The 26,424-nt window shown below is 73.8% G+C and carries 23 protein-coding genes; 14 read left to right on the top strand and 9 right to left on the bottom strand.

Features of this window, described 5'->3' with window-relative positions:
• The first annotated feature begins 38 nt into the window (after positions 1–38).
• From rimO to ABT118_RS27150, 4 genes are all read left to right on the top strand, one after another.
• The gene (gene rimO / locus ABT118_RS27165; protein ID WP_350674317.1) at positions 39–1,493 is read left to right on the top strand and encodes a 30S ribosomal protein S12 methylthiotransferase RimO; all 1,455 of its coding nucleotides are present in this window, start codon (positions 39–41) and stop codon (positions 1,491–1,493) included.
• Complete coding sequence (pgsA, locus tag ABT118_RS27160) at positions 1,490–2,122, top strand: CDP-diacylglycerol--glycerol-3-phosphate 3-phosphatidyltransferase (RefSeq protein ID WP_350674311.1); 633 nt, start codon at positions 1,490–1,492, stop codon at positions 2,120–2,122. Before rimO ends, pgsA begins: the two co-directional genes overlap by 4 nt.
• An 11-nt stretch (positions 2,123–2,133) precedes the next feature.
• Positions 2,134–2,595, top strand: a complete 462-nt coding sequence (locus ABT118_RS27155) for a CinA family protein (protein ID WP_350674379.1) — start codon at positions 2,134–2,136, stop codon at positions 2,593–2,595.
• A 239-nt stretch (positions 2,596–2,834) separates the two neighbouring features.
• Positions 2,835–3,206, top strand: coding sequence for a helix-turn-helix domain-containing protein (locus tag ABT118_RS27150; protein ID WP_350674309.1), 372 nt, complete (start codon positions 2,835–2,837; stop codon positions 3,204–3,206).
• Between the two features lie 209 nt (positions 3,207–3,415).
• On the opposite strand, the gene ABT118_RS27145 is transcribed toward ABT118_RS27150, so the two are convergent.
• Positions 3,416–8,020: an ATP-dependent helicase gene (locus tag ABT118_RS27145; protein WP_350674307.1), complete on the bottom strand. Its 4,605-nt coding sequence runs from the start codon at positions 8,018–8,020 to the stop codon at positions 3,416–3,418.
• Between the two features lie 156 nt (positions 8,021–8,176).
• Between ABT118_RS27145 and ABT118_RS27140 the strand changes: the two genes are divergently transcribed.
• From ABT118_RS27140 to ABT118_RS27125, 4 genes are all read left to right on the top strand, one after another.
• A complete protein-coding gene (locus ABT118_RS27140; protein WP_350674302.1) occupies positions 8,177–9,733 on the top strand; it encodes a S8 family peptidase in 1,557 nt (518 codons plus the stop codon).
• 41 nt (positions 9,734–9,774) lie between these two features.
• Positions 9,775–10,971, top strand: a complete 1,197-nt coding sequence (locus ABT118_RS27135) for a PucR family transcriptional regulator (RefSeq protein ID WP_350674299.1) — start codon at positions 9,775–9,777, stop codon at positions 10,969–10,971.
• Between the two features lie 24 nt (positions 10,972–10,995).
• The gene (locus ABT118_RS27130) at positions 10,996–11,190 is read left to right on the top strand and encodes a DUF3046 domain-containing protein (RefSeq protein ID WP_350674297.1); all 195 of its coding nucleotides are present in this window, start codon (positions 10,996–10,998) and stop codon (positions 11,188–11,190) included.
• A 126-nt stretch (positions 11,191–11,316) separates the two neighbouring features.
• A complete protein-coding gene (locus ABT118_RS27125; RefSeq protein WP_350674293.1) occupies positions 11,317–12,510 on the top strand; it encodes an AI-2E family transporter in 1,194 nt (397 codons plus the stop codon).
• A gap of 38 nt (positions 12,511–12,548) precedes the next feature.
• Here ABT118_RS27125 and ABT118_RS27120 read toward each other — a convergent pair whose 3' ends face one another.
• Positions 12,549–13,199, bottom strand: coding sequence for a GmrSD restriction endonuclease domain-containing protein (locus ABT118_RS27120; RefSeq protein WP_350674290.1), 651 nt, complete (start codon positions 13,197–13,199; stop codon positions 12,549–12,551).
• 214 nt (positions 13,200–13,413) lie between these two features.
• Here ABT118_RS27120 and recA point away from each other — a divergent pair, with 214 nt between their 5' ends.
• The 3 genes from recA (at position 13,414) to rny (ending at position 16,666) form a co-directional block, all read left to right on the top strand.
• Positions 13,414–14,532, top strand: coding sequence for a recombinase RecA (recA, locus tag ABT118_RS27115; RefSeq protein WP_350674287.1), 1,119 nt, complete (start codon positions 13,414–13,416; stop codon positions 14,530–14,532).
• Between the two features lie 7 nt (positions 14,533–14,539).
• On the top strand, positions 14,540–15,232 hold the full coding sequence (recX, locus tag ABT118_RS27110; RefSeq protein WP_350674284.1) for a recombination regulator RecX: 693 nt from the start codon (positions 14,540–14,542) through the stop codon (positions 15,230–15,232).
• Positions 15,233–15,340: 108 nt separating this feature from the next.
• Positions 15,341–16,666: a ribonuclease Y gene (gene rny, locus ABT118_RS27105; protein WP_350674281.1), complete on the top strand. Its 1,326-nt coding sequence runs from the start codon at positions 15,341–15,343 to the stop codon at positions 16,664–16,666.
• A 12-nt stretch (positions 16,667–16,678) separates the two neighbouring features.
• Here the strand turns inward: rny and ABT118_RS27100 are convergent, their stop codons facing one another.
• Positions 16,679–17,329 (bottom strand): response regulator, encoded by a 651-nt coding sequence (locus tag ABT118_RS27100; protein WP_350674278.1) that lies wholly within the window; start codon positions 17,327–17,329, stop codon positions 16,679–16,681.
• Complete coding sequence (locus ABT118_RS27095; protein WP_350674272.1) at positions 17,326–18,516, bottom strand: sensor histidine kinase; 1,191 nt, start codon at positions 18,514–18,516, stop codon at positions 17,326–17,328. Before ABT118_RS27095 ends, ABT118_RS27100 begins: the two co-directional genes overlap by 4 nt.
• 133 nt (positions 18,517–18,649) lie before the next feature.
• On the opposite strand from ABT118_RS27095, the gene ABT118_RS27090 reads away from it, so the two are divergent.
• Together ABT118_RS27090 and ABT118_RS27085 are read left to right on the top strand one after the other, a co-directional pair.
• Positions 18,650–19,555 (top strand): ABC transporter ATP-binding protein, encoded by a 906-nt coding sequence (locus tag ABT118_RS27090; RefSeq protein WP_350674268.1) that lies wholly within the window; start codon positions 18,650–18,652, stop codon positions 19,553–19,555.
• A complete protein-coding gene (locus tag ABT118_RS27085) occupies positions 19,552–20,370 on the top strand; it encodes an ABC transporter permease (RefSeq protein WP_350674265.1) in 819 nt (272 codons plus the stop codon). The genes ABT118_RS27090 and ABT118_RS27085 overlap by 4 nt, the downstream gene beginning before the upstream one ends.
• A 7-nt stretch (positions 20,371–20,377) precedes the next feature.
• Here ABT118_RS27085 and ABT118_RS27080 read toward each other — a convergent pair whose 3' ends face one another.
• From ABT118_RS27080 to ABT118_RS27060, 5 genes are all read right to left on the bottom strand, one after another.
• Entirely contained in the window at positions 20,378–22,024 is a 1,647-nt protein-coding gene (locus ABT118_RS27080; RefSeq protein ID WP_350674262.1) for an FAD-dependent monooxygenase, read from the bottom strand.
• A gap of 152 nt (positions 22,025–22,176) precedes the next feature.
• Positions 22,177–23,007: an amino acid ABC transporter permease gene (locus ABT118_RS27075; RefSeq protein ID WP_350674260.1), complete on the bottom strand. Its 831-nt coding sequence runs from the start codon at positions 23,005–23,007 to the stop codon at positions 22,177–22,179.
• On the bottom strand, positions 23,004–23,654 hold the full coding sequence (locus ABT118_RS27070) for an amino acid ABC transporter permease (protein ID WP_350674258.1): 651 nt from the start codon (positions 23,652–23,654) through the stop codon (positions 23,004–23,006). The genes ABT118_RS27075 and ABT118_RS27070 overlap by 4 nt, the downstream gene beginning before the upstream one ends.
• A gap of 31 nt (positions 23,655–23,685) precedes the next feature.
• Positions 23,686–24,579, bottom strand: coding sequence for a glutamate ABC transporter substrate-binding protein (locus tag ABT118_RS27065; protein ID WP_350674254.1), 894 nt, complete (start codon positions 24,577–24,579; stop codon positions 23,686–23,688).
• Between the two features lie 91 nt (positions 24,580–24,670).
• Positions 24,671–25,438, bottom strand: coding sequence for an amino acid ABC transporter ATP-binding protein (locus tag ABT118_RS27060; RefSeq protein WP_350674252.1), 768 nt, complete (start codon positions 25,436–25,438; stop codon positions 24,671–24,673).
• 279 nt (positions 25,439–25,717) lie between these two features.
• Here ABT118_RS27060 and ABT118_RS27055 point away from each other — a divergent pair, with 279 nt between their 5' ends.
• Entirely contained in the window at positions 25,718–26,419 is a 702-nt protein-coding gene (locus ABT118_RS27055) for a response regulator transcription factor (protein ID WP_350674249.1), read from the top strand.
• Positions 26,420–26,424: the final 5 nt, after the last annotated feature.

Below are 26,424 nucleotides of genomic sequence, written 5' to 3'. Positions count from 1 at the left end.
GCGAACGGCACCGGGGGCCGCGCGTTAACCTTGTCCCTATGCCTGAACGCCGTACTGTCGCCCTTGTCACGCTCGGATGCGCCCGCAACGAGGTGGACTCCGAGGAACTCGCCGGGCGACTGGAGGCGGACGGCTGGCTGCTGGTCGAGGACGCCGCCGACGCCGATGTCGCCGTGGTCAACACCTGCGGGTTCGTCGAAGCCGCCAAGAAGGACTCCGTCGACGCCCTGCTGGAGGCCAACGACCTCAAGGGTCACGGCCGCACCCAGGCCGTGGTCGCGGTCGGCTGCATGGCCGAGCGCTACGGCAAGGAGCTCGCCGACGCCCTGCCCGAGGCGGACGGTGTGCTCGGCTTCGACGACTACACCGACATCTCCAGCCGCCTCCAGACCATCCTCTCCGGCGGCAACATCGAGGCCCACAAGCCCCGTGACCGCCGCACCCTGCTCCCGCTCACCCCGGTGGCCCGCCAGGCGGCCGCCGCCGAGGTGGCGCTGCCCGGCCACGGCGCCCCGGCGGACCTGCCGGACGGCGTCGCCCCCGCCTCCGGCCCGCGCACCCTGCGCAAGCGCCTGGACGACAACCCGGTCGCCTCGGTCAAGCTGGCCTCCGGCTGCGACCGGCGCTGTTCGTTCTGCGCGATCCCGGCCTTCCGCGGCTCGTTCATCTCCCGCCGCCCCTCCGACGTGCTGGGCGAGGCCCAGTGGCTGGCCGAGCAGGGCGTCACCGAGGCGGTGCTGGTCAGCGAGAACAACACCTCGTACGGCAAGGACCTGGGCGACATCCGCCTGCTGGAGACCCTGCTGAGCGAGATCGCCGCCGTCGACGGCATCCGCCGGGTCCGGGTCAGCTACCTGCAGCCCGCCGAGATGCGGCCCGGCCTGATCGACGTGATGACCGGCACCGCGGGCGTGGTCCCGTACTTCGACCTGTCGTTCCAGCACTCGGCCCCGGCCGTGCTGCGCCGGATGCGCCGCTTCGGCAACACCGACCAGTTCCTCCAGCTGCTCTCCACCATCCGCTCCAAGGCCCCGCAGGCCGGTGCCCGGTCCAACTTCATCGTCGGCTTCCCGGGCGAGACCGAGGAGGACTTCGCCGAGCTGGAGCGCTTCGTCACCGAGGCCGGCCTGGACGCGATCGGCGTCTTCGGCTACTCCGACGAGGACGGCACCGAGGCGGCGACCTTCGACAGCAAGCTGTCCGAGGACGTGGTCGCGGACCGGCTGGCCAAGCTCACCAAGCTGGCCGAGGAGATGACCGCGCAGCGCGCCGAGCAGCGGATCGGCACCGAGGTCGAGGTGCTGGTCGAGTCGGTCGAGGACGGCGTGGTCGAGGGCCGGTCGGCCCACCAGGCCCCGGAGACCGACGGCCTGACCACGCTGCTGGGCGCCGACGACGCCGTGGTCGGCGAGTACTACCGCGCCACCGTGGTCGGCACCGAGGGCGTCGACCTGGTGGCGGAGGCGCTGGAGCGCGTGGGAGCCGAGGCATGAGCAGAGGGCCAGGCGCCTCCGCCCCGGCCCAGCCGACGGGCGCCGGGACCACGCCGCCCGTCCCCTCCCTGTGGAACATCGCCAACGTGCTGACCATGGTCCGGCTGCTGCTGGTCCCGGTCTTCGTGCTGCTGCTGTTCGCCGACGGGGGCCACGACCCCAAGTGGCGCTCGGTGGCCTGGGCCTCGTTCGCGATCGCGATGATCACCGACCTGTTCGACGGCGAGCTGGCCCGGCGGATGGGCCTGGTCACCGACTTCGGCAAGATCGCCGACCCGATCGCCGACAAGGCGATCATGGGTGCCGCCCTGATCGGCCTGTCGATCCTGGGCGACCTGCCCTGGTGGGTCACCGCGGTGATCCTGGCCCGTGAGCTCGGCATCACCGTGATGCGGTTCTGGGTGATCCACTACGGCGTCATCCCGGCCAGCCGGGGCGGCAAGATCAAGACCCTGACCCAGGGCATCGCGGTCGGCATGTACGTGCTGGAGCTGACCGGCTGGCTGGCCACCGCCCGGGCGGTGCTGATGGGGGCGGCCGTGCTGCTCACCGTCGGGACCGGCCTGGACTACGTCCGGCAGGCGATCGTGCTGCGCCGGTCCGGGCGGGCGAAGGCGGCCGCGGAGTGACCGACCGTCAGCTGGCCGCCGAGGTCCACCTCGCCCTGCGCGAGCGCGGTGCCACGCTGGCCGTGGCCGAGTCGCTGACCGGCGGCCTGCTGTCGGCCGCCCTGGTCGACGTACCGGGCGCCTCCGCCACCTACCGGGGCGGCGTGACGGCGTACGCCACCGGGCTGAAGGCGGAGCTGCTGGGCGTGGACGAGGGCCTGCTGGCCGTGCACGGCCCGGTCCACCCCGTGGTGGCCCGTCAGATGGCCGAGGGCGTCCGGCGGCTGCTGGGCGCCACCTACGGCCTGGCCACCACCGGGGTGGCGGGCCCGCAGGAACAGGACGGCCGCCCGGTCGGGACCGTCCATATCGGACTTTCCGGACCCGACGGAGCCGTGACGGATTCCCTTCACTTGTCAGGAGCACGTGAAAGAATCCGTCAGGAGACCGTGGACGCCGCCCTGCGGCTCATGCTGGATCGCGTAGCGCGTTGAGCCCGTCCCGTGCCGGGCTTTGCCGAAAAGCCGTTGAACGACCGCCGGCGGCAGCAGGATCGTGTTACATCGGATACCCCGAATGGGCAGTAGTCAGGTAGTCGGGCGGGGAACAAACAGGGGAGGGGGCAGCATTGCAGCCCAGAGTGAACACGACCATGGTCCCCGCACGCGATGCGGACAAGGCGGTACGGTGGGGGCGTGACATCTCGATCCGCAGTCCGAGGAGGGAGGCACCGATGATCCTGCTCCGTCGCCTACTGGGCGATGTACTGCGTCGGCAGCGCCAGCGCCAGGGCCGCACACTTCGCGAGGTGTCGGCAGCCGCCAGGGTTTCGCTCGGTTACCTCTCCGAGGTCGAGCGCGGGCAGAAGGAGGCCTCCTCGGAGCTGCTCTCCGCCATCTGCGACGCACTCGACGTCCGGATGTCCGAGGTGATGCGCGAGGTCAGCGACGAGCTGTCGCTCGCCGAACTTGCGGCGATGGCCACTCTCTCGGAGGGTGACATGCTGAGGCCGGTTCTCGAACCGGTACAGCTGCCGGCTCCCGGCGTCGACCGGATGAGCTCGATCTCGCCCAAGGCCGCCGCCGTGGACGTCGTGGCAGCCTGACCCCGGCCTCCCGAGGGAGGCTGTGATGAAGAACGTACGGTCCCTGCGGGCCACTGCCGGACGGTGGTGGCCCGCGGTGCTGCTCGCGGCCCTCTGCCTGGCCGCACTGCTCGGCACCGGCCTGCACGCGGGCAGCGCCGCGCTGGGCCTGCTGGCCGGCGGCTGGAGCCTCAGCCTGATCCCCGTGCACAGCAACCGGGAGCTCCCCGTCACCCCCGCAGCCGGAACCCCCGCGGCGTCGGATGGAACCCCGCCTCCTCCAGCAGCGCCCCCAGCGGTGCCGTCAGCGCCGCCTCCCCGTTGACCCGCTCGACCGTGACGCTGCTGCCCAGTGCCCCGGCCCGGACCGCGGCCGCCAGCGCGCCCACCGCCTCCGGCCGGTCGCTCCAGGCCAGCAGCGACTTCCCGCCCCGCTCCACGTACAGCGCGGGCTCCCCGTCCACCAGCACCACCAGTGCGCCCGCCTTCCGGCCCGGCCGGTGCTGCTGCGCCGCCTCCGGCAGCTCCGGCCAGGGCAGCGCCGCCCCGTACGCGTTCGCCGGGTCGGCCGCCGCCAGCACCAGGGCCTGCGGGGCCTCGGCCACCGGCGCGGCGGCCCACTCCGCGCCGCCCGCACGCTCCAGCCGCCCGCTGACCGAGCGCAGCCGGTCCGCCGCCCCGTCCATGGCGAACTGCGCCCCGCCCAGGCCCTCGACGAAGTAGCCCCGCCTGGCCCGGCCGCGCTCCTCGAAGGCGCTGAGTACCCGGTACACCCCGGCGAAGCCGCCCGGGACGCGCTCGGCGGCCACCGCGCCCCTGGTCAGCACGCCGTGCCGGTCGAGCAGCGCCTGGGCCTGGGCGGTGGCGCGCACGGTCGGCTCGGTGGCCGGATCCGGCAGCAGCGACCAGCGGCCCGCCACCGTCGGCGAGCCGGCCCGGGCGGCCGGGCGGGCCAGTCCGCGCGATCCGCCGCCGTAGCGGCCGCGCGGGGCGGCCCGGGGCGCCCGGTGCGCGGTGGCCCCGGCCGTCCGGCCGGAGCCGAGCAGGGCCCGCAGCGGGGCGAGTGTGTCGTTCGTCACATATCCGGCCCAGGTCAGGTCCCAGAGCGCCTCGGTCAACTCGGGCTCGGGGACCTCCGGCAGCCGCTCCGTCAGCTGACGGAAGAACAGGCCGTACCCGCCCGCCAGCGCCGCCAGCAGGGCGCTGTGCACGGGGGTGAGGGCGGGTGGGACGGGCTCGGGCCGCAGCAGGTGGGCCGCCTCGGGCAGGTGCAGGCCGATCCAGCCGTCCTTGCCAGGCAGCGCGCCCGCGCCGGACCAGCCGATCTCGCCGGCGGCCATCAGCTCGTCCAGCATCGCGGGCGCGTAGTCCTGGAGCCGGGCGGGCAGCACCAGCTTCTCCAGCGCGGAGGCGGGCAGGGCCGTCCCCTGGAGCTGCTCGACCACCCGGAGCAGGCCGTCGAGACCGCGCAGCCGGTGCCCGGCGAGGTGCTGCCACTGCGGCAGGAAGGCGGCCAGCGCGCGCGGCGGCACCGCCTCGACCTCCTGCCGGAGGGCGGCCAGCGAGCGGCGGCGGAGCCGGCGCAGCACCTCGGCGTCGCACCACTCGACCGTGCCGGTGTGCCCCTCGCCGGGCCGGAACTCGCCCTGCACCAGGCGGCCCCCGGCCGTCAGCCGGTGCAGGGTGCCGCTGACCACGGCGGTGCCCAGGCCGAACCGGGCCGCCGCCTCGGCGGCCGTGAACGGGCCGTGGGTGCGGGCGTACCGGGCCAGCAAGTCCCCGAGCGGGTCCTTGACCGGCTCGGTGAACGCCTCCGGGACGCCGACCGGCAGCGGGGTGCCGAGTGCGTCCCGCAGCCGGCCGGCGTCCTCGATCGCGGCCCAGCGCTGCTCGCCGCCGATCCGGACCAGGATGGCGCGGCGGGCCGCCTGGAGCTCGAACGCCCAGCCCTGCTCGGCCCCACGGACCGTCAGCTCGGCCTCGTCCAGCGGCCCGAGCAGCCGCAGCGCGTCCGCGACGCCCTCGGCGTCCTTGATCCGGCGCTCCGGGGTGAGGCGCTGCAGCTCCGCCTCCAGCTCGGCCAGCACGGCCGGGTCGAGCAGCTCGCGCAGCTCCGCCTGCCCGAGCAGCTCGGAGAGCAGCCGGGAGTCCAGCGCGAGCGCGGCGGCCCGGCGCTCGGCCAGCGGGGAGTCGCCCTCGTACAGGAACTGGGCGACGTAGCCGAACAGCAGCGAGCGGGCGAACGGCGAGGGCTCGGGGGTGGTGACCTCCACCAGCCGGACCGCGCGCGACTCCAGATCACCCATCAGCTCGACCAGGCCCGGTACGTCGAAGACGTCCTGCAGGCACTCCCGGACGGCCTCCAGCACGATCGGGAACGAGCCGTACTCGCTCGCCACCTCCAGCAGCTGGGAGGCGCGCTGGCGCTGCTGCCAGAGCGGGGTGCGCCGGCCGGGGCTGCGGCGGGGCAGCAGCAGGGCCCGGCCCGCGCATTCGCGGAACCGGGCCGCGAACAGGGCCGAGCCGCCGACCTGGTCGGTCACCAGCTGCTCGATCTCGCCCCGGTCGAAGAGCGCGGCATCGGCACCGACCGGGGCCTCGGCGGTGACCGGCCGGTCGGACGGGAAGTCGAGCAGGTCGGCGTCGGGGAGGCGGAGCACGATGCCGTCGTCGGCGTGCATCACCTGCGGGTCGAGGCCGTGCTTCTCCCGCAGCCGGGCGCCGAGGGCGAGCGCCCAGGGGGCGTGCACCTGGGCGCCGAAGGGGGAGTGGATGACGATCCGCCAGTCGCCCAGCTCGTCCCGGAACCGCTCGACCACGATGGTGCGGTCGTCCGGCAGGTGGCCGGTGGCGGTGCGCTGCTCGGCCAGGTAGGTGAGCAGGTTGGACGCCGCCCAGTCGTCGAGACCGGCGGCCTTCAGCCGGGCCGTCGCCTGATCGGGCGTCAGGGCGCCGAGCTCGCGGACGAAGGCGCCGACCGCGCGGCCGAGCTCCAGCGGGCGGCCCAGGCTGTCGCCCTTCCAGAACGGGAGCCGCCCGGGGACGCCGGGGGCGGGGGTGACCAGCACCTTGTCGTGGGTGATCTCCTGGATCCGCCAGGAGGTGGTGCCCAGGGTGAAGACGTCGCCGACCCTGGACTCGTACACCATCTCCTCGTCGAGCTCCCCGACCCTCCCACCGCCCTTCTTCGGGTCGGCCCCGGCGATGAAGACGCCGAACAGCCCGCGGTCGGGGATGGTGCCGCCGGAGGTGACCGCGAGGCGCTGGGCGCCGGGGCGGCCGGTGACGGTGCCCGCGACCCGGTCCCAGACCAGACGGGGCCTCAGCTCGGCGAAGGCGTCCGAGGGGTAACGGCCCGCCAGCATGTCCAGCACGCCGTCGAAGGCGGACTGCGGGAGGGTGGCGAACGGCGCGGCCCGGCGGACCAGGGCGAGCAGCTCGTCCACCGCCCAGGTGTCCAGCGCGGTGATCGCGACCAGCTGCTGGGCCAGCACGTCCAGCGGGTTGCGCGGCACCCGGAGCGCCTCGATCGCGCCCGAGCGCATCCGCTCGGTGACCACGGCGGACTGCACCAGGTCGCCGCGGTACTTGGGGAAGACCACGCCGGTGGAGACCGCGCCGACCTGGTGCCCGGCCCGGCCGACCCGCTGCAGCCCGGACGCGACCGAGGGCGGCGACTCGACCTGGACCACCAGGTCGACCGCGCCCATGTCGATGCCCAGCTCCAGGCTGGAGGTGGCCACCACGGCGGGCAGCCGGCCGGCCTTCAGCTCCTCCTCCACCAGGGCGCGCTGCTCCTTGGAGACCGAGCCGTGGTGCGCCCGGGCGATCACGGCGGGCGCCCCGCCGGCGGCGCCGGAGCCGCCCATCAGCTGGGCCGGGGAGTGCGCCGCGGGCAGGGCCGCACCGGTGGCGCGCTCGTGCGCGATCTCGTTCAGCCGGTTGCAGAGCCGCTCGGCCAGGCGGCGGGAGTTGGCGAACACGATGGTCGAGCGGTGCGCCTGCACCAGGTCGACGATCCGCTCCTCCACGTGCGGCCAGATCGACGCCTGCCGGGACGGGTCGTCGGTGTCGGCGGGCAGCTCGCCCAGATCGGCGACCGGGACCACCACCGAGAGGTCGAACTCCTTGGCGGCGGGCGGCTGGACCACCGCCGCCCCGCGCTGCGGGCTGAGGTAGCGGGCCACCTCGTCCACCGGGCGGACGGTGGCGGAGAGGCCGATCCGGCGGGCCGGGCGGTCCAGCAGCTCGTCCAGGCGCTCCAGGCTGAGCGCCAGGTGCGCGCCGCGCTTGGTGCCGGCGACCGCGTGCACCTCGTCCAGGATCACCGTGTCGATGCCGCGCAGGGCGTCCCGGGCGGCGGAGGTGAGCAGCAGGAACAGGGACTCGGGGGTGGTGATCAGGATGTCCGGCGGGTGGGTGGCGAACCGGCGGCGGTCGGCGGCGGGGGTGTCGCCCGAGCGGATGCCGACCTGCACCTCCGGCTCCGGCAGCCCGAGCCGGACGGCGGCCTGCCGCAGCCCGGCCAGCGGGGCCCGCAGGTTGCGCTCGACGTCGACGGCCAGCGCCTTGATCGGCGAGATGTAGAGGACCCGGCAGCGGCGCTTCGGGTCGGTCGGCGGCGGGGTGTGGCTGAGCCGGTCGAGCGCGGACAGGAAGGCGGCCAGGGTCTTGCCGGAGCCGGTGGGGGCGACCACCAGGACGTCCGTCCCCCGGCCGATCGCCGCCCAGGCCTGGGCCTGGGCGGGGGTGGGCGCGGTGAACGCCCCGGTGAACCACGCCTTGGTGGCCGGCGCGAAGCCGTCCAGGGAATCCGTCAGGTCGTGTTCCGCCATGCCCCCATGGTGCCCGGCGCCACCGACAGTCCGCCGGAGCCGCCCCCGGTGCCCCGTCTGCCCTAGCCTGATCGGGCAGATCGGAAAACCCGCTCATATGGTGATGTATCGGACCCGTGACCTTCGGCGGGCGCACCGACGAGCGGAGGTCGCGCGATGGAACGGCTGGGTCTCGCCATGCGGATGGGCCTGGGGGACGCGGCACGGCCGGGCCGGCCGGGGGCGCACCGGACCAGGATCCGGATCCTGCTCGGAGTCCTGATGACGGCCCTGCTGATCGGCGGAGCGGTGCCGTACGTGGCCGGCCCCGGCCGTTCCTACCTCAGCTACCTGGTGCTGGCGGACCGTCAGGACGCCCGGGGCTCCGCCGACGCCGCCCGGCAGGCCACCGCGGCGGGCGGCCGGGTGGTCCAGGAGTACCCGCAGATCGGGGTGGTGCTCGCCTACGCCACCGGCGGCTTCGCCGACCGGCTGCGCGGCCGCCCCGGGATAGCGGCCGTCGGCGCCAGCCGCACCACCGGCGTGCCGGGCCCGCCCGCGACGCTCGACGGGGCGGGGGCCTTCCGGGACACCAGGAGCGACGCCCTCGACGGCGGGGACGACTCGGACGCGCTCACCCCCGACCCGGGGGAGTCCGCCGACTGGAACCTGGCGATGATCGGCGCCGCGGGCGCGGCCGGCCCGTCCGGGCAGTCAGGGGGGCCGCGCCCGGCCGCGCTGCTCCGCACCACCGCCGACGCCCCGTCCGCCCAGGCGCTCCGCCGGGTCCTGGTCGCGGTGCTGGACTCCGGGGTGGACGACACCCACCCCGACCTCCGGGCCGCGGTCGACCCCGGGGCCTCGGTCTCCTGCGCCGACGGCCGCCCCGACCCCCGGTACGGCGCCTGGCGCCCCGACCGGGGCGTGACGGAGAGCGGGCACGGCACCCACGTGGCCGGGATCGTCGGCGCCGCCCAGGACGGCAAGGGCGTCACCGGGGTGGCGCCCGGCGTCCGGATCGCCGCCGTCCGGCTGCTCGGCCCGCTCGGGCAGTACTACACCGAGAACATCATCTGCGGGATGCTCTGGTCCGCCGACCACGGTGCCAGGGCCATCAACGACAGCTACTTCGCCGACCCGTGGAAGTACAACTGCGCCAGCGACCCCGACCAGGCCGCCCTGGTCCAGGCCGTCGGCCGCGCCGTCGGCTACGCCCAGCGGCAGGGCGCGGTGGTGGTCGCCTCGGCCGGCAACGACGGCCAGGACCTCGGCGCCGTCCGCCGCGACCAGCGCAGCCCCAACGACCGGCTCTCCGGCCCCGCGCACAACCGGCTGCTCGGGACGGACTGCATCCGCCTCCCGGGCGAGCTGCCCGGCGTCCTGACGGTCAGTGCGCTCGACCGCTTCGGCCTGCCCACCTCGTACAGCAACTACGGCCGGGGCCGGATCTCGATCGCCGCACCCGGCGGGGAGCCCGACGGCGGGCCGCTCGGCGCGGTCGTCTCCGACTGGCCCGGCGGGCAGTACGCGGCGCTGGCGGGGACCTCGATGGCCGCCGCACACGTCACCGGGGCGGTGGCGGTGGCCGCCGCCGCGCACCCCGACTGGCGGCCCGACCGGCTGGTCGGGCTGCTCGCCGACGCGGCGGGCAGCAACTGCCCGTACGGGACCGGGGCGTGCGTGGAGCGGCAGTTCTTCGGCGCCGGTGTGCTGGCGCTCCCCGGCGGCGGCTAGCTTTCCCCGGAGTGCTGTGCGGGAGAGGAGGGGGAGCTGCGGTGGAGCTGTCGGCGGCCGCGTTGGCGGTGGCGGGGCGGTGCGAGGGGCGGGTGAACGAGCTGGCCCGGCGGATGACGCGGGAGGCGTTCGAGCGGCTGCCGGCGTACCAGGAGCTGCCGGGGGAGGTGAAGGACGTGGAGATGGCGGCCACCGCGCGGCACGCCGTCCGGCTGTTCCTGCGGCGGGTCGGGGGCCGGGCCGAGGAGGGCGACCTGGAGTTCCGGTACTTCCGGGAGCGGGCCGCCCAGCGGGCCGAGGAGGGGGTGCCGCTGCACCTGCTGCTCGGCACCCACCTGCTCGGGCAGCACGTGCTCTGGCAGGCGCTCCGGGACAGCGCCGAGCCGGGCGAGGAGGCCGCGCTGAACGAGCTGGCCGGCTGGCTGCTGGAGGCGCAGGCGCGGATGGTCCCGGCCCTGGCCGAGAGCTACCTGGACGAGCGGGCGGCGCTGGAGGCGGAGGCGCGGGAGGAGCGGCGGACGCTGGTCCGGGCCCTGGTCGAGGGCTCCCCGCTGACCCCGGAGCGGTACGGGCGGCTCGGGGTGGCGGACGGCGGGCTGGTGCTCCGGATCGGGGTCGAGACGCCGGGCGGCGGGCCGCCGGAGCAGGTGGCCGCCCGGCGGCTGGCCCGGCGGCTGGGGACCGCGGTGAACCGGCTGTTCGGCCCGGAGCCGCTGGCCTGGCTGGAGGCGGACGGCGGCGTACTGGTGCTGCCCCGGGACGGGGCGGGCGGACTCCCGGCGCTGCCGGGCGGGCTGACCGGGCAGCTGGAGCGGGCGGCCGGCGCCCCGGTCCGGGTCGCGGCGCTGCCCGCCGACAGCGGGCCCGGCGTCGCGGCGGCGGCCCGGACGGCGGCCGAGGTGCTGCGGCTGGTCCGGGCCCTGGGCCGCCCGCCGGGCCTGCACCGGCTGGAGGACGTGCTGCTGGAGTACCACCTGTCCCGGCCGGACGAGAGCAGCGCCGGCCTGGTCGCGCTGCTCGACCCGGTCTACGAGCGGCCCGAGCTGCTGGCCACCCTGCGGGCGCACCTGGCCGAGCGGCAGGACCGGCGGCGGACGGCCAGGGCGCTCGGGCTGCACCCCAACACCGTCGACAACCGGCTGGCCAGGATCGGCGAGCTGACCGGGGCAGAGGTGGGGACGGCGCACGGTTTCGCGCTGCTGCTCACCGCGTACACCCAGCGCGAGCTCCGGCCCTGAGCGGCGGTTCGGGATACTGGGAGCATGAGGCTGACCGAGTTCTGGCGACGGATGTACGAGCACTTCGGCGAGGCGTACGCGGAGTCGTTCGCCACGGACCACCTGATGTCCGAGCTGGGCGGACGGACGGTCCGTCAGGCGCTGGACGCGGGTTGGGAGGCCAAGGAGGTCTGGCGGGTGGTCTGCCTGACCCAGGGGGTGTCGGCGCTGCTGCGCTGAGCTTTGGGTAAGACTGGTCGGGTGGCCAGTACCTCTGATCCCCAGAATCCCGAACATCCGTCCGAAGAGCGCACCACCCCGAGCGCGAGAATGGTGGCCAGAGGGGGCTCCCTCTGGGGGCAGGGGATGCCGAAGTGGCTGCCCCGGGCGATGGTGCTGGCGCTGCTGCTGGTCGGTGCGTTCCAGCTGGTCGACTGGGCGTTCCGGCAGCTGGTCGACCTGCTGGTGATGCTGCTGGTGGCGTTCTTCCTGTCGCTGGCGATGGAGCCGGCCGTGGACCGGATGGCGGCCCGGGGTGTGCGCCGGGGGCTCGGCACCTTCCTGGTCTTCATCGGCCTCGCGGTCGCCATCGCCGGGTTCCTCACCGCGCTCGGCACGCTGCTGGTCGACCAGGTCGCGAAGATCGCCGGTGATCTGCCGCACCTGGTGGACAACCTGATCGTCTGGATCAACCGGACGTTCCATCAGAACCTGTCGCTGGACCAGCTGCAGGAGAAGCTGCTCAAGGACAAGGGCAGCATCGAGAAGTACGCCCAGCAGGCCGCCGACAACATCTGGGGCGTCTCCAGCACCCTGATCGGCGGGCTGTTCCAGGCCTTCACGGTCGGCCTGTTCACCTTCTACTTCACCGCCGACGGGCCCCGGGTGCGGCGTACGGTCTGCTCGCTGCTGCCGCCGGCCAAGCAGGCCGAGGTGCTGCGGGCCTGGGAGATCGCGCTGGCCAAGACCGGCGGCTACCTCTACTCCCGGGCACTGCTGGCGATCGCCTCGACCATCGCGCACTGGATCATGTTCACCGTGCTGGGCCTGCCGTACGCGGCCGCGCTGGCGGTCTGGGTCGGCGTCATGTCGCAGTTCGTGCCGACCATCGGGACCTATCTGGCCGGGGCGCTGCCGGTGCTGGTGGCGCTGACGGTGGAGCCGACCGACGCGCTCTGGGTGCTCGTCTTCGTGATCGTCTACCAGCAGATCGAGAACTACCTGCTGCACCCGAGGATCACCGCCAGGACGGTGGACGTGCACCCGGCGGTGGCCTTCGGCTCGGTGATCGCCGGGGCGGCGCTGCTCGGCGCGGTCGGCGCGCTGATCGCGATCCCGGTGGCGGCCACCCTGCAGGGGTTCGTCGGGACGTACGTGCGGCGCTACGAGGTGGCCACCGACCCCCGGATCGACCGGGGCGCGGACCGCAAGGGCCGGCGCGAGCGGCGGCGGCAGGCGGCCAGGCGGCTGCGGCAGATGATGCGCGGGTCCTCGACGGACCGTCACGACAGGCCGGACGGGCCGGACAAGACGGACGGGCCGGGCCAGGACGGAAGCTGACGGGCGGTCACCCCCACGGGGGGTGGCCGCCTTCGCGGTCACTGCGGACAGGTGTCGAGCATCTCGTTCAGGCTGTCCGCCTCGGGGGCGGTGACGTTCAGCGCGTACAGGTGCTTGATGTGCGTCCAGGCCCGGGCGTAGGTGCACCAGTAGGCGGTGTCGGAGGGGCGCCACTGGTCCGGCGCCTTGTCGGCCTTGGCGCGGTTGGAGGCGGCCGAGACCGCGATCAGCTGGGAGTGTTCGAGGTCGTTGGCGAAGGTCCGGCGCATCGCGGTGCTCCAGCCGTCGGCGCCCGAGCGCCAGGCGTTGGCCAGCGGGACCACGTGGTCGATGTCCACCTGGGCGGCGGCGGTGAGCAGTTGGCCGTCGTACGCGCTGCGCCAGGTGCCCGAGGAGGCCCGGCAGAGGGCGTCCTGGGTGACGTTCTCGCCGTCCCGGGCCAGCACCACCTCGCGGGTGTCGCAGGCGTCGTACTGCCGGACCCAGTGCGGGAACCTGGCCCGGCTGTAGCCGTCCATGGAGTGCGGGGGCTCGACGGCGAGCCCGGCCAGCTCGGTCCTGGCGGTCGCGGCGGCGGGCGGCTCGGGGAGGGCGCGGTCGGCGGCGTCCGCCGGGATCGCGGGGAACAGCAGCGCGGCCAGGGCGAGGAGGACGGCGGCGGTCCGGCGCCGTCCGATGGTGGTGATCATGGACCCAGAGGTAGCGGCCCGGGCGGCCGCCGGGCCGGTATCACCCGGGGGAGGGCGTGGCGGGCGGGTCGCTTGACGGTAATCGAACTGGCGTTCGCTATGCTGGGGTACGGCGAGTTTTCCACAGGCTGGTCCCCTTGGGGAGGATTGTCGGTGGGACGCGCTAGCGTCGTGGACGATGAAGCGCACAGGACAGAACCCGAGGGTGGAACCCATGGCAGGTACGGACCGCGAGAAGGCCCTTGAGACCGCACTCGCCCAGATTGAGCGGCAGTTCGGCAAGGGCTCGGTGATGCGCCTCGGCGAGAAGGCGAACGAGCCGATCGAGGTGATCCCGACCGGCTCGACCGCGCTGGACGTGGCGCTCGGCGTCGGCGGTCTGCCGCGCGGCCGGGTGATCGAGATCTACGGTCCCGAGTCCTCCGGCAAGACCACGCTGACCCTGCACGCCGCGGCCAGCGCCCAGAAGCTCGGCGGCACGGTGGCCTTCGTGGACGCCGAGCACGCCCTCGACCCCGAGTACGCCAAGAAGCTCGGCGTCGACACCGACGCCCTGCTGGTCAGCCAGCCCGACACCGGCGAGCAGGCGCTCGAGATCACCGACATGCTGATCCGCTCCGGCGCGGTCGACCTGATCATCATCGACTCGGTCGCGGCGCTCGTGCCGCGGGCCGAGATCGAGGGTGAGATGGGCGACTCGCACGTCGGCCTGCAGGCCCGGCTGATGAGCCAGGCCCTGCGCAAGATCGCCGGTGCGCTGAACCAGTCGAACACCACCGCGATCTTCATCAACCAGCTCCGCGAGAAGATCGGCGTGATGTTCGGCTCGCCGGAGACCACCACCGGTGGCCGCGCGCTGAAGTTCTACGCCTCCGTCCGGCTGGACATCCGCCGGATCGAGACCCTGAAGGACGGCACCGAGGCGGTCGGCAACCGCACCCGCGTCAAGGTGGTCAAGAACAAGGTCGCCGCCCCGTTCAAGCAGGCCGAGTTCGACATCCTCTACGGCCACGGCATCAGCTGGGAGGGCGGCCTGATCGACATGGGTGTCGAGCACGGCTTCATCCGCAAGGCCGGTGCCTGGTACACCTACGAGGGTGACCAGCTCGGCCAGGGCAAGGAGAACGCGCGGAACTTCCTCCGGGACAACCCGCAGCTGGCGGACGAGATCGAGCTGAAGATCAAGCAGAAGCTCGGCATCGGCCCGAAGGTCGCCGACCCGGCCGCCCCGGCGGCCGAGGGCGCGGACGCCGTCGCCGCCGGCCCGGACGAGGAGGCCAAGCCGGCCGCCAAGACCGCGGCCGCGAAGAAGGCCGCGGCGGCGAAGAGCTGAGCCGACGTTGACGCACGAGAGCGACGCCCCGGTGCCTGGTTCGGACGAACCCGGCACCGAGGCGTTTCCGGGTCTGCTGCGGGCCTCCGACCTGTCCGGCGGCCGCCGGCGCCGCCGGACGGCGCTGGAGCCCGACCTGGCCGGGGAGCCGCCGGAGCTGACGGAGCTGCCGCCCGAGCGGCCGGGGCCCGGGCGCGGGCCCAAGCGGGAGCGGAAGCGGGCGGAGCCGCCCACCGACCCGGCGGGCCGGGCCCGGGACATCTGCCTGCGCCTGCTGACCGGCACCGCGAAGACCCGCAAGCAGCTGGCCGACGCGTTGCGGAAGAAGGAGATCCCCGACGAGGTCGCGGCCGAGGTGCTGGACCGCTACGAGGAGGTCGGGCTGATCGACGACGGGGCGTTCGCGGCGGCCTGGGTCGAGTCCCGGCACGCCGTCCGGGGCCTCGGGCGCCGCGCTCTCGCCCAGGAGCTGCGCCAGCGGGGGGTGGCCGGCGAGCTGGTCGAGCAGGCGCTGGCGCAGGTCGACACCGAGGACGAGGAGGAGGCCGCCCGCGAGCTGGTGCGTCGCAAGCTGCGCACGGTGCGGGCCCTCGACCCCCAGGTCAGGACGCGGCGGCTGGTCGGGATGCTGGCCCGGCGGGGCTACTCCGAGGGGCTGGCGTTCCGAGCGGTGAAGGACGTGCTGGCGGAGGAGGGTTGATGGATGTTCAGCGTCCGGTTGTGATGGATCACAGACGCATCTTGACCGTTTCGTGACCCGCGCTTAGCCTCACAGAAATATGTGCTGAGCAGGACGGAGCGGTGCCCGATGTGGATCGCGATGGGGTGCGTCGGGGCGTTGCTGCTGCTGGGCTGGGCGGTGTTCCGCTGGGTGCGGGTGACCGAGCGGAGGGCCGCCGGGGCGGTGGAGTTCGCCGCGGCCGAGGCGGCCCGGCGGCGGGCCGAGCTGGAGCGGCGTGAGGCCGCCGTCGCGGAGCTGGAGGCCGGGCACCACCGCGAGCTGGAGCGCCTGGCCGGCCTGACCACGGTCCAGGCCAAGGCGGAGGTGCTGCGCGCCGCCGAGGCGCTGGCCCGCCGGGAGGCCGCCGTCACCGTCCGGGAGATCGAGCGGCAGGCGCACGAGGACGGCGAGGCCCGGGCCCGGGAGATCGTCGCGGGCGCGGTGCAGCGGCTGGCCAGCGAGCAGACCGCGGAGACCGTGGTCGCGGTCTTCCCCCTGCCGAGCGAGGAGTTGAAGGGCCGGATCATCGGCAAGGAGGGCCGCAACATCCGCGCCTTCGAGGCCGTCACCGGCGTCAACCTGGTGGTGGACGAGACCCCGGGCGTGGTCCAGCTCTCCTGCTTCGACCCGGTCCGGCGGGAGGCGGCCCGGCTCACCCTGGAGGTGCTGGTCTCGGACGGCCGGATCCAGCCGGCCCGGATCGAGACGGTGCACGCGCGCAGCCTGCGCGAGGTCGAGCGGCTCTGCACCAGGGCCGGCGAGGACGCGCTGCTGGCCGCCGGGGTGGGCGGGATGGAGCCGGAGCTGGTCCGGATGCTGGGGCGGCTGCGGTACCGGACCTCGTACGGGCAGAACGTGCTCGGGCACCTGGTGGAGAGCGCCAACCTGGGCGGGCTGATGGCGGCCGAGCTGGGCGCGGACGCGGTGCTGGTGCGGCGGGCCGCCCTGCTGCACGACATCGGCAAGGCGCTGAGCCACGAGGTGACGGGCAGTCATGCGGCGGTCGGGGCCGAGTACGCCCGGCGCTGGGGCGAGTCGGCGGAGGTGGTGCACGCGATCGAGGCGCACCACGGCGAGGTCGAGCCGCAGACGGTGGAGGCGGTGCTGACCCAGGCCGCCGACGCCTGCTCGGGCGGGCGGCCCGGGGCCAGGAAGGAGTCGGTGGAGGTGCACGTCCGGCGGCTGGAGCGGCTGGAGGAGATCGCCCGGGAGTTCGAGGGCGTGGCCAAGGTGTACGCGATGCAGGCCGGACGCGAGGTCCGGGTGATGGTCCAGCCCGAGCTGGTCGACGACCTCGGCGCCCAGGTGATCGCCCGCGAGGTGGCCCGGCGGGTGGCCGAGGAGCTCACCTTCCCGGGCCGGATCCGGATCACCGTGGTCCGGGAGAGCCGCGCGGTGGAGTTCGCCCGGTAGGCCGTCGGGCGGTCAGGCCGTCACGAGCCCGGCCTCGTAGGCGATGATCACCAGCTGGACCCGGTCGCGGGCGTCCAGCTTGGCCAGCAGCCGGGACAGGTAGGTCTTCACGGTGGCGGTGCTGAGGCGGAGCCGTTCGGCGATCTCGGTGTTGGACAGTCCGCCGCCGACCAGCACGAGCACCTCGCGCTCCCGGTCGGTGATCCCGCTGACGGTCCGTCGGGCCGGGCCGGCGGCCGGGCGTTCGGCGAACTCGGTGATCAGGCGGCGGGTGACGGCCGGTGCGATCAGGGCGTCCCCGGCGGCGACCACCCGGACGGCGGCGAGGATCTCCTCCAGCGCCATGTCCTTGACCAGGAAGCCGGCCGCCCCGGCCCGCAGCGCGCCGTGGACGTGGTCGTCCTCGTCGAAGGTGGTCAGCACGATCACCTGGCTGCTGCCGGGCCCGGCGGTGATCTGCCGGGTGGCCTCGATGCCGTCCAGTCCGGGCATCCGGATGTCCATCACCACCACGTCGGGCGCCAGTTCGGCGGTCAGCCGGACGGCGTCGGTGCCCGTCCCGGCCTCACCGACCAGCTCCAGGTCCTCGGCGTCGGTGATCACCATCCGGAGGGCGGCACGGACCAGTGGTTGGTCGTCGGCGAGCAGAACGCGGATCGTCATCGGACTCCGGTCGGGGCAGGGATCGGAAGGCGGGCGGTGACCCGGAAGCCACCGCCGGGACGGGCCCCGGCGGCGAACTCGCCGTGCAGCAGGGCGGCCCGTTCGCGCATGCCGAGCAGGCCGTAGCCGGACTCGCTGCGCCGGCCGGGACCGCGCCCGTGGTCGGTGACCTCGATGGCCAGCTCCCGCCCCCGGTGGTCGACGGTCACCCGGCAGGAGTCGGTGGCGGCGTGCCGGACCACGTTGGTGACCGCCTCCTGGACGATCCGGTAGGCGGCGACGTCGAGCTCCGGCGGCAGCGGGTGCGGCTCGCCCAGCCGGCTGAGCTCGACCCGAACCCCGGCGGCGGTGATGGCGGCAGCCAGCCGGTCGAGGTCGGCCAGCCCGAGCTCGGGGTGCGGCTCGGGGCCGTTCGACCTGAGGGCGCCGAGCATCCGGCGCAGCCCGGCCAGGGTCTCCCGGCCGGTGCTCTCGATGGTGCCCAGGGCCTCCCGGGCGGCGGTCGGCTGACTCTCGATCACCCGCTTCGCGGCACCGGCCTGGAGGGCGATCACGCCGATGCTGTGCGCCACCATGTCGTGCAGCTCCCGGGCGATCCGCAGCCGCTCGGCGGTGACCGCCTGCGCCTCGGTCTGCGCCCTGACCCGGTCGGCGTGCGCCCGCGACTGGTGCACCGAGTTGCCCAGCAGCCAGGTGATCACGGCGGTCAGGGCGACCGTCAGCTCGGTGGAGGTGCCGACGCCCCAGCCGAGGGCCAGCCGGACCGCCACGTACCCGGTCAGCACGCCGAGCGCGAGGACGGTGGCGGTGAGCGAGGTCCGCCGGGAGCGGTCGGCCGCGACGAAGTACAGCGCGAGGTCGACTGCCAGGAACTGCGGCAGCGGGATCTCCCCGGCGCCGAGCGGGGTGGTCCCGATCACGGCGGCGGTGAGCACCAGGGCGACCGCGACCAGCGGCCTGCGGGGCAGCTGCCGGGCACCGAGCAGGGTGACCAGGGCGGCCAGGGCGATCGTGGCCAGCCCGTCCCAGCGCTGGATCAGCACCCCGGGCGGGACGGCCGCCGCGCTCTCGCCGGGCAGCCGGAGCCGGACCAGGAAGGTCAGCACCGTCCCCGCGCACCAGGCCAGCACCGTCCAGTCGCTCGGCGCCATCCGCCTGAGCAGCGGGAGTCGTGGTGTCTCGGACATGCGGCCGATGCTAGCCACAAGATCACCGCCGGGCATCAGCCCTGGGTCGTAGTCCCCGGGACGACAGCCGGCGGCCGAGGTGTCGCCGCCGGGCCGATGCCCGGTCGGGGCGCCACTGGGCAGGGTTGGCCCCGTGATCGAAGCGAACGAACTGACGAAGCGTTACGGCAGCACCACGGCCGTCCGGAACCTGACCTTCACCGTGAAGCCGGGGCGGGTCACCGGCTTCCTCGGCCCGAACGGGGCCGGCAAGAGCACCACCCTGCGGATGATCCTCGGCCTGCACGCACCCACCGGCGGGACGGTCACGGTCGACGGCCGTCCGTTCCGCGACCACGCCCGCGGGCTGCGCCACCTCGGCGCGCTGCTGGACGCGAGCGAGGTGCACGGCGGCCGGAGCGGGCGGTCCCACCTGGCCGCGCTGGCCCGGAGCAACGGCATCCCGCGCGGCCGGGTGGACGAGGTGCTGGGCGAGGTCGGGCTGGCCGGCGCGGCGAAGCGCCGGATCGGCGGGTACTCGCTGGGGATGCGCCAACGGCTGGGGATCGCCGGTGCGCTGCTGGGCGACCCGCCGGTGCTGGTCTTCGACGAGCCGCTGAACGGCCTCGATCCGGAAGGCGTGCGCTGGGTGCGCGGCCTGTTCCGGCGGCTCGCGGCCGAGGGACGAACGGTCTTCGTCTCCAGCCATCTGATGACCGAGATGGAGCACACCGCCGACGACCTGGTGGTGGTCGGCCGGGGCGAGCTGATCGCGGCCGAGAGCCTGGCCGACTTCGCGGCCAGGAGCGGCAGCAGCGTGACCGTACGCACCACCGAGGCAGCGCTGCTGGCCAGGCTGCTGACCGAGCAGGGGGCCGGGGTGCGCCCGGTCGGCGAGGCGCTGGAGGTGACCGGGATGGCGGCCGCCCGGATCGGTGACCTCGCGTTCGCCCAGCGGCTGCCGCTGCACGAACTGACCCCCAGGACGGCCTCCTTGGAGGCCGCCTTCATGGAGCTGACCGCCGACCGCGCCGACCACCACGCAGGAGCGACCCGATGACCCCCACCACCGCCCGGGCCAGGTTCACCGATCTGCTCGCCGCCGAGTGGATCAAGCTCTGGTCGCTGCGCTCGACCGGCTGGTCGCTGCTGGCCGGCGCCCTGGCCGTGCTCGGCATCAACGTGGGAACGGCGTACGACCACTACAAGTACTGGGACCAGTACGACGAGAGCTCCCGGGCCGCCTTCCTGCGCAACGACATCGGGCTGGTGGACGCCTTCACCGCGAACTCCGGCATGGTGCTGGTGCTGGTCCTCGGCGCGATCGGCGCGGTGGCGGTCACCGGGGAGTACGGCTCCGGGCTGATCCGGACCACCCTCGCGGCGGTCCCGGCCCGGCGGTCGGTGATGGCGGCCAAGGCGCTGGTGGTCACGGCCGTCACCGCCGTCTTCGGTACGGCCCTCGCCCTGGTCTCGTTCCTGCTCACCCAGGTGGTGCTGGACGGCCGGGACGCCGGGCTGACGCTCGGTCACCCCGGCGCGCTGCGGCTGGTGCTGGCCTCCGGGCTGCTGGCTCCGGTGGCCGCGCTGGTGGGCATGGCGCTGGGGGCGGTGGCCCGGCACAGCGCCGCGTCGGTGGTCGCCGCCACCGGGCTGCTGCTGATGGTGCCGCTGTTCCTGAGCGAGGACCGCTACCTCACCGCCGTGCTCCGGCACGCCCAGCCCTTCACGGCCTGGCAGCGGCTGGCCGACTTCGGCCGGTTCGGCGAGGTCGCCCACCCGTGGACCACCGGGGGCGCCTGGCTGGTCTACCTGGTCTGGGCGCTGGGGGCGGCCGCCCTGGCCGTGACGGTGGTGCACCGCCGCGACCAGTGACGGGCCGTCAGGGGCTGGCGATCGGGGCCGGGCCGCCGCGGGCGTGCTGGGCCAGGGCCTGGAGCGCCTCGGGTTCGGCCCCGTGGGTGGAGCCGACCAGGTGGCCGTCGGGGCGGATCAGCAGGACGGTGTGCGGGTCGGCGGCCGGGTAGTGGTCGGTGACCAGGACCTCGGTGGGGATGGGCAGGGCGGCGGCCAGCGTGGTGAGCCGGGGCATCAGCCCGGCGGACAGCCAGTGCTGGGAGGACCAGACCGTGGTGCCTGGGGCGACCAGCAGCAGCAGGAAGCCGGCCCCGAGCCGGGCGTGCAGCCGGTCGGTGGAGCCGTCGGTGGTGGTGACCGGCAGGTCGGGGGCGAGCACCCCGGGGGCGGTGGGGGAGAGCTGCTCGGTCAGCGAGGTGCCCCGGGCGCCGCGCTGCGGCGGGACCCGGCCGGGGATGCCGGACGGGGCCTCCGGGTAGGCGGGTGCGCCGCCGAACCGGCCGGTGCCGAGCTGACCGTCCGCCAGCAGCGGGGCGTGCTTGCGGAACGAGCCGGTGAGCAGCGAGCGCCGGGTCTGCTGCCAGCCGCGCAGCGGGCGGAGCAGCGGCATCGCCTGGTCCACGGCCCGCAGCCGGGCGCCGACCGCACCGCGCCGTTCGGTCTCGTAGCCGTCCAGCAGGGTGGAGCCGGACTGCAGGTGCCAGGCCAGCGCGAGCCGCCAGGACAGGTTGTCGGCGTCCCGCAGGCCGTCGGCGAGGTTCTGCATGCCGAGGGCGCCGTGCAGGTGGGCGGCGTCCCCGGCCAGGAAGCAGCGGCCGACCCGGAACCGGGCGGCCAGCCGCTGCTGGGCGGTGTGGTCGGCGGCGGCCAGCAGTTCGTACGGGGGGAGTTCGCCGCACCAGCCGGTCAGGGTGGCCTTCACCCGGGCCAGCAGGGTGTCGCCGGTGACGATGCCGGGCCAGGTGGCGTGCGGGTCGACCGGGGCGGAGGCGGCCGGGCGGCCGGGGGGCAGCCGCCAGTCGAGCCGCCAGAGGCCGTCCGGGAGCGGGCGGGCGGAGGCCTCGCGGTCGCCCCGCCACGGGGGTTCGCGGTGCAGCCGGGCCTCGCCGGTGAACGGCAGGTCCACCCGGATGGTGGCGACCGCGTGCCGGTCGACGGCGGGGCGGCCGGGGAAGCGCACCTTGAGCAGCTTGCGGACGGTGGAGCGGGCCCCGTCGCAACCGACCAGGTGACTTCCGCGCCACCAGGTGACGGTGTTGGTCTGCGAGTTGACGGTCCGTGCGCTGACGCCGTCCTTGTCCTGCTCCAGCTCGACCAGCCGGGTCAGCGGGGAGAGCTGGATCAGCGGGGTGGCGGTGACCGCGTCGCGCAGGCCGCGGTGCAGCCGGTGCTGCGGCAGGTGGGTGATCCCCTCCAGCGGGAGCCGGAGCGCCTCGGTGCGGCGGCGCCAGATGGTGAAGGCGTCCCAGCCCGCGGCGTCGGAACCGGCCCGCTGGTACCCGAGCCTGGTCAGGAAGGCGGTGGTCTCCTGGGTGAGCACGACGCTGCGGGGGCCTTCGGAGCAGACCCCGGCGCCCTCGTCCAGGACGATGCTGGGCACGTCCTGCCGGGCCAGGGCGAGGGCGAGGGCGAGGCCCACCGGCCCGGCCCCCACGATGATCACCGGGTCCACGACGGGACCTCACAGGCGCTGGCGGCGGCCGGAAAGGCGGCGGAGCCCGACCGCGGGTCCGGACCGGGCGTGCGGTCAGGAGGTGCGGTCGGGCTCTCGGAGGTGCCGGGTGGTGTCACGAAGAGCAATGCAACAGATCACCTGCGTGTCCGTCAAGCAGCGGCAGATGTACGCCGGTTCGCGCCGCGGCGGCTCCGGCCCTCGATCCACTTGGCGAGCGCGGTGAGCAGCAGGCACAGGATGATGTAGATCGAGCCGATCACGATGGTGACCGGGATGTACGGGTAGCCGTCCGGGGTGGAGCTGTTGCTGGCGATCCACTTCCCGACGTAGAGCAGCTCGGGGAAGGTGATGATCAGGCCGAGCGAGGTGTCCTTGAGGGTGACGACCAGCTGGCCGATGATGGCCGGCAGCATCGAGCGGACCGCCTGCGGCACCAGCACGGTGCCCATCACCTGGCTCTTGCGCAGGCCGAGCGCGTAGCCCGCCTCGCCCTGGCCGCGCGGCACCGCGTTGATGCCGGAGCGGATGATCTCGGCCTGGACCGAGCCGTTGTACAGCGTCAGACCGATCACCAGGCCCCAGAACGGTGCGGTGGTGAAGAGCGACTGGTACAGCGCGAAGATCATGATCAGCAGCGGCATCGCGCGGAAGAACTGCACCACCGCGGTGCAGACCGCCCGGACCGGCTTGTGGTCGGAGAGCCGGCCCGCCGCGAGCAGCGCGCCGAACACCAGCGAGAGCACGGCCGCCGTGGCGAAGGCCCGCAGGGTGTCCAACAGGCCGGTGAGGATGCGCTCCTGGACGTTCTTGTACAGGAACGGGTCCCACATCGCGGCGGAGAACTGGTTCGCGTCGTCCAGGCTCCGGTACACGTACCAGAGCAGTCCGAGCAGACCGGCCCCGGCGAGCACGCCGAGGATCAGGTTGCGCGCCCGGGCCCGGGGGCCGGGGACGTCGTACAGGACGCTGCTGCCGCTCATCGGGCCACCGCCAGTCGGGTCTCCAGGAAGCGGAAGAACAGGGCCACGCAGGCGCTCAGGAAGAGATAGGCGAGCGCCACCCAGAAGAAGATCAAGAAGATGCCGTACCCGAGGTCCGTCATGGTCTGCTGGAAGTGGTACAGCTCCGAGACGCTGAACGCGCCCGCGATCGCCGAGTTGCGGGGGAGCGCGATGAAGACGCTGCTCATCGGCCCCAGCACCGTCCGCCCGGCCTGCGGGAGCACCACCTGGGTCAGGGTCTGACCGAACGTCATGCCCAGGCTGCGGGCCGCCTCGGCCTGGCCGACCGGGACGGTGTTGATGCCCGCGCGCAGCACCTCGCAGACGAACGAGGCGGTGTAGGCGGAGAGTGCGATCACCGCGAGCGTGGTGCTCGCGAAGTGCACGCCCAGGCGCGGCAGTCCGAAGGTCACCGCGAAGAACAGCACGGTCAGCGGGGTGTTGCGGAACAGGTTCACCCAGACGGTGCCGAAGACTCGCAGCACCGGGACCGGGGAGACCCGGAAGGCCGCCAGCAGGGTGCCCAGCAGCAGGGCGAACAGCGCACTCAGCGCGCTGATCTCGACCGTCTGCAGGAAGCCGTCCCGGAACAGCGCCAAGTTGCCGTTCTCGAACAGTCTGCCCATACCGGCGGCCCTCCTTTCGTTACGGGACGGGTCAGTTGGTGAGGGCCGGGATCTCCGGGGCCGCAGCGCCCGAGAGACCGAGGGTGGCGTCGTACGCCTTCTTCCAGTCGCCGTTGTCCTCGTGCGCCTTCAGCGCGGCGGCGACGGCCTTCTGGAAGGCCGCGTCGTCCTTGGAGACGCCGATGCCGTAGGGCTCCTGGGAGAAGGTCTTGCCGACCACCTTGAGCTTGCCGGGGTTCTTCGCCGCGAAGCCCTTGAGGATCGCGTCGTCGGTGGTGACCGCGTCGATCTCGTCGCTCAGCAGCTTCTCCACGCACGCGGCGTAGGTGTCGTACTGGGTGACCGGCATGACCGGTGCGAACTTCTCGATCTGCTTCACCGAGGTGGAGCCGGTGGCGGAGCAGACCTTCTTGCCCTTGATGGACTCCGGGCCGGTGTACTCGGCCTTGTCCTTGAGCACCAGCAGGTCCTGGCCGGCCACGTAGTACGGGCCGGCGAACGAGACCTTCTCCTTGCGGGCCGGGGTGATGCTGTAGGTGCCGACGTAGTAGTCGATCTGACCGTTGGAGATCGAGGTCTCACGGTTGGCCGACACGATGGTCTTGAACTCGATCTTGTCGGGCCCGAAGCCCAGGTCGGCCGCGACCATCTTGGCGATCTCGATGTCGAAGCCCTCACGGGTGCCGGAGGCGACGTTCTCGAAACCGAGGAACGGCTGGTCGGCCTTGGCGCCGATGATCAGCTTGCCGCGCTTCTTGGCCTCGTCGAAGGTCTTCGAGCCCTCCACCTTGGCATCGGTCTTCACCGTGTAGGTCGGCAGCTTGGCGGTGGTGTCGGAGGCCGGGGCGGCCTCCTTGCCGCAGGCGGCGACGGCGGTCAGCGCCAGGACGGACAGGGCGGCGGCGATGGTACGACGAGTCCTCATGGAAGGAGCTCTCCTCTGGTGTGGCCACGGAGTGTCCGGGCACGGGGAGTTCAGGACATGACAGAAGACTGACGCTAGGTCAGCAGGGGCCTCAGTGGTGCAGGATCTTCGAAAGGAAGTCCTTGGCACGGTCGCTGCGCGGCGCGGTGAAGAACGCCTCGGGGGTGCTCTCCTCGACGATCCGGCCGTCGGCCATGAAGAGCACGCGGTTGGCGGCGGAGCGGGCGAAGCCCATCTCGTGGGTGACCACGACCATGGTCATCCCCTCGGCGGCCAGACTGCGCATGACCTCCAGCACCTCGTTGATCATCTCCGGGTCGAGCGCCGAGGTGGGCTCGTCGAAGAGCATCACCTTCGGGTTCATCGCCAGCGCCCGGGCGATCGCCACCCGCTGCTGCTGGCCGCCGGAGAGCTGGGCCGGGTACTTGGCCGCGTGCGCGTCCAGGCCGACCCGCTCCAGCAGGGAGTGCGCGGTCTGCTCGGCCTGCGGGCGCGGGACCTTCCGCACCTTCATCTGGCCGAGCACCACGTTCTCCAGCACGGTCTTGTGCGCGAAGAGGTTGAAGCTCTGGAACACCATCCCGACCTCGGCCCGCAGCTTCGCCAGCTGCTTGCCCTCGGCCGGCAGCGGCCGGCCGTCGATCGAGATCGAGCCCGAGTCGATGGTCTCCAGCCGGTTGATCGTCCGGCACAGGGTCGACTTGCCGGACCCGGACGGGCCGATCAGGACCACCACCTCGCCCTGACGGATCTCCAGGTCGATGTCCTGCAGGACGTGCAGCGCGCCGAAGTGCTTGTTCACACCGCTCAGCACCACCAGCGGAGCGGCGGAGGAGTCACTGACGGTGGTCTCGGTCATCGCGCCTGGCTCCCTCGTGGGCGAACCCCGGAGGTTTCTCCTCGCAGGGGCGGTGCGTGGGCCTGTCGGACAGGCTCAGGTCCGGGGGCTGGTCGCCGGCGGAGCTCGCAGCCCCCGGTTGGGCCGACCTTAGGGCGCTGACCATGTCACGTCAGCCGATCTGAGCGTTACTTGAGGATCACGATCCGGCCACGCAGCGTTGCGGAGCGGCCCGGCCGTGACAGACGGAGCGGCTTGGACGATACTCCGCAGGGATCGGACACCGAAGGGAGGACCACGATGCGACTGCTGCTCGTCGAGGACGACGAACGGGTGGCCGCGGCGCTGGTCGCGGTGCTCGGGCGGCACGGCTTCCAGGTCAGGCACGCCCGCAGCGGCCACGAGGCGCTGGACGCACTGGTGCCGGACGGCAGCGACCCGTACCGGGTGGTGCTGCTCGACCTCGGCCTGCCCGACCGGGACGGCTTCGAGGTGTGCAGCCGGATCCGCGCCCACAGCGGCGTCCCCGTCATCATGGTCACCGCCCGCGCCGACATCAGGTCCCGCATCCACGGCCTCAACCTCGGTGCGGACGACTACGTCACCAAGCCGTACGACATGGGCGAACTGCTCGCCCGCATCCACGCGGTGGCCCGCCGCGGCCTGGCCGCCGAGCCGGCCGAGCCGGTCAGCCAGGCCGGTCCGCTGGAGGCCCGCGGCATCGTGATCGACCGCGATCGCCGCCGGGTCAGCGTGCAGGGGCGCGATGTCCCGCTCACCCGCAAGGAGTTCGACCTGCTGGCGCTGCTCGCGCAGAGCCCCGGCGTGGTCTACCGGCGCGAGCAGATCTTCAGCGAGGTCTGGCGCTCCGGCTGGGAGGGCAACGGCCGGACCCTGGAGGTGCACATCGGTTCGCTGCGCACCAAGCTGGCGCTGCCCGGCCTGGTCGAGGCCGTCCGGGGCGTCGGCTACCGCCTGATCCCCGAGCAGCCGGCCGGCTGATCCCT

Origin of the sequence: Kitasatospora sp. NPDC002040, assembly GCF_040296785.1 — a bacterium.
GTDB lineage: Bacteria > Actinomycetota > Actinomycetes > Streptomycetales > Streptomycetaceae > Kitasatospora.
This window is presented reverse-complemented; position numbering and strand designations above follow the sequence as displayed.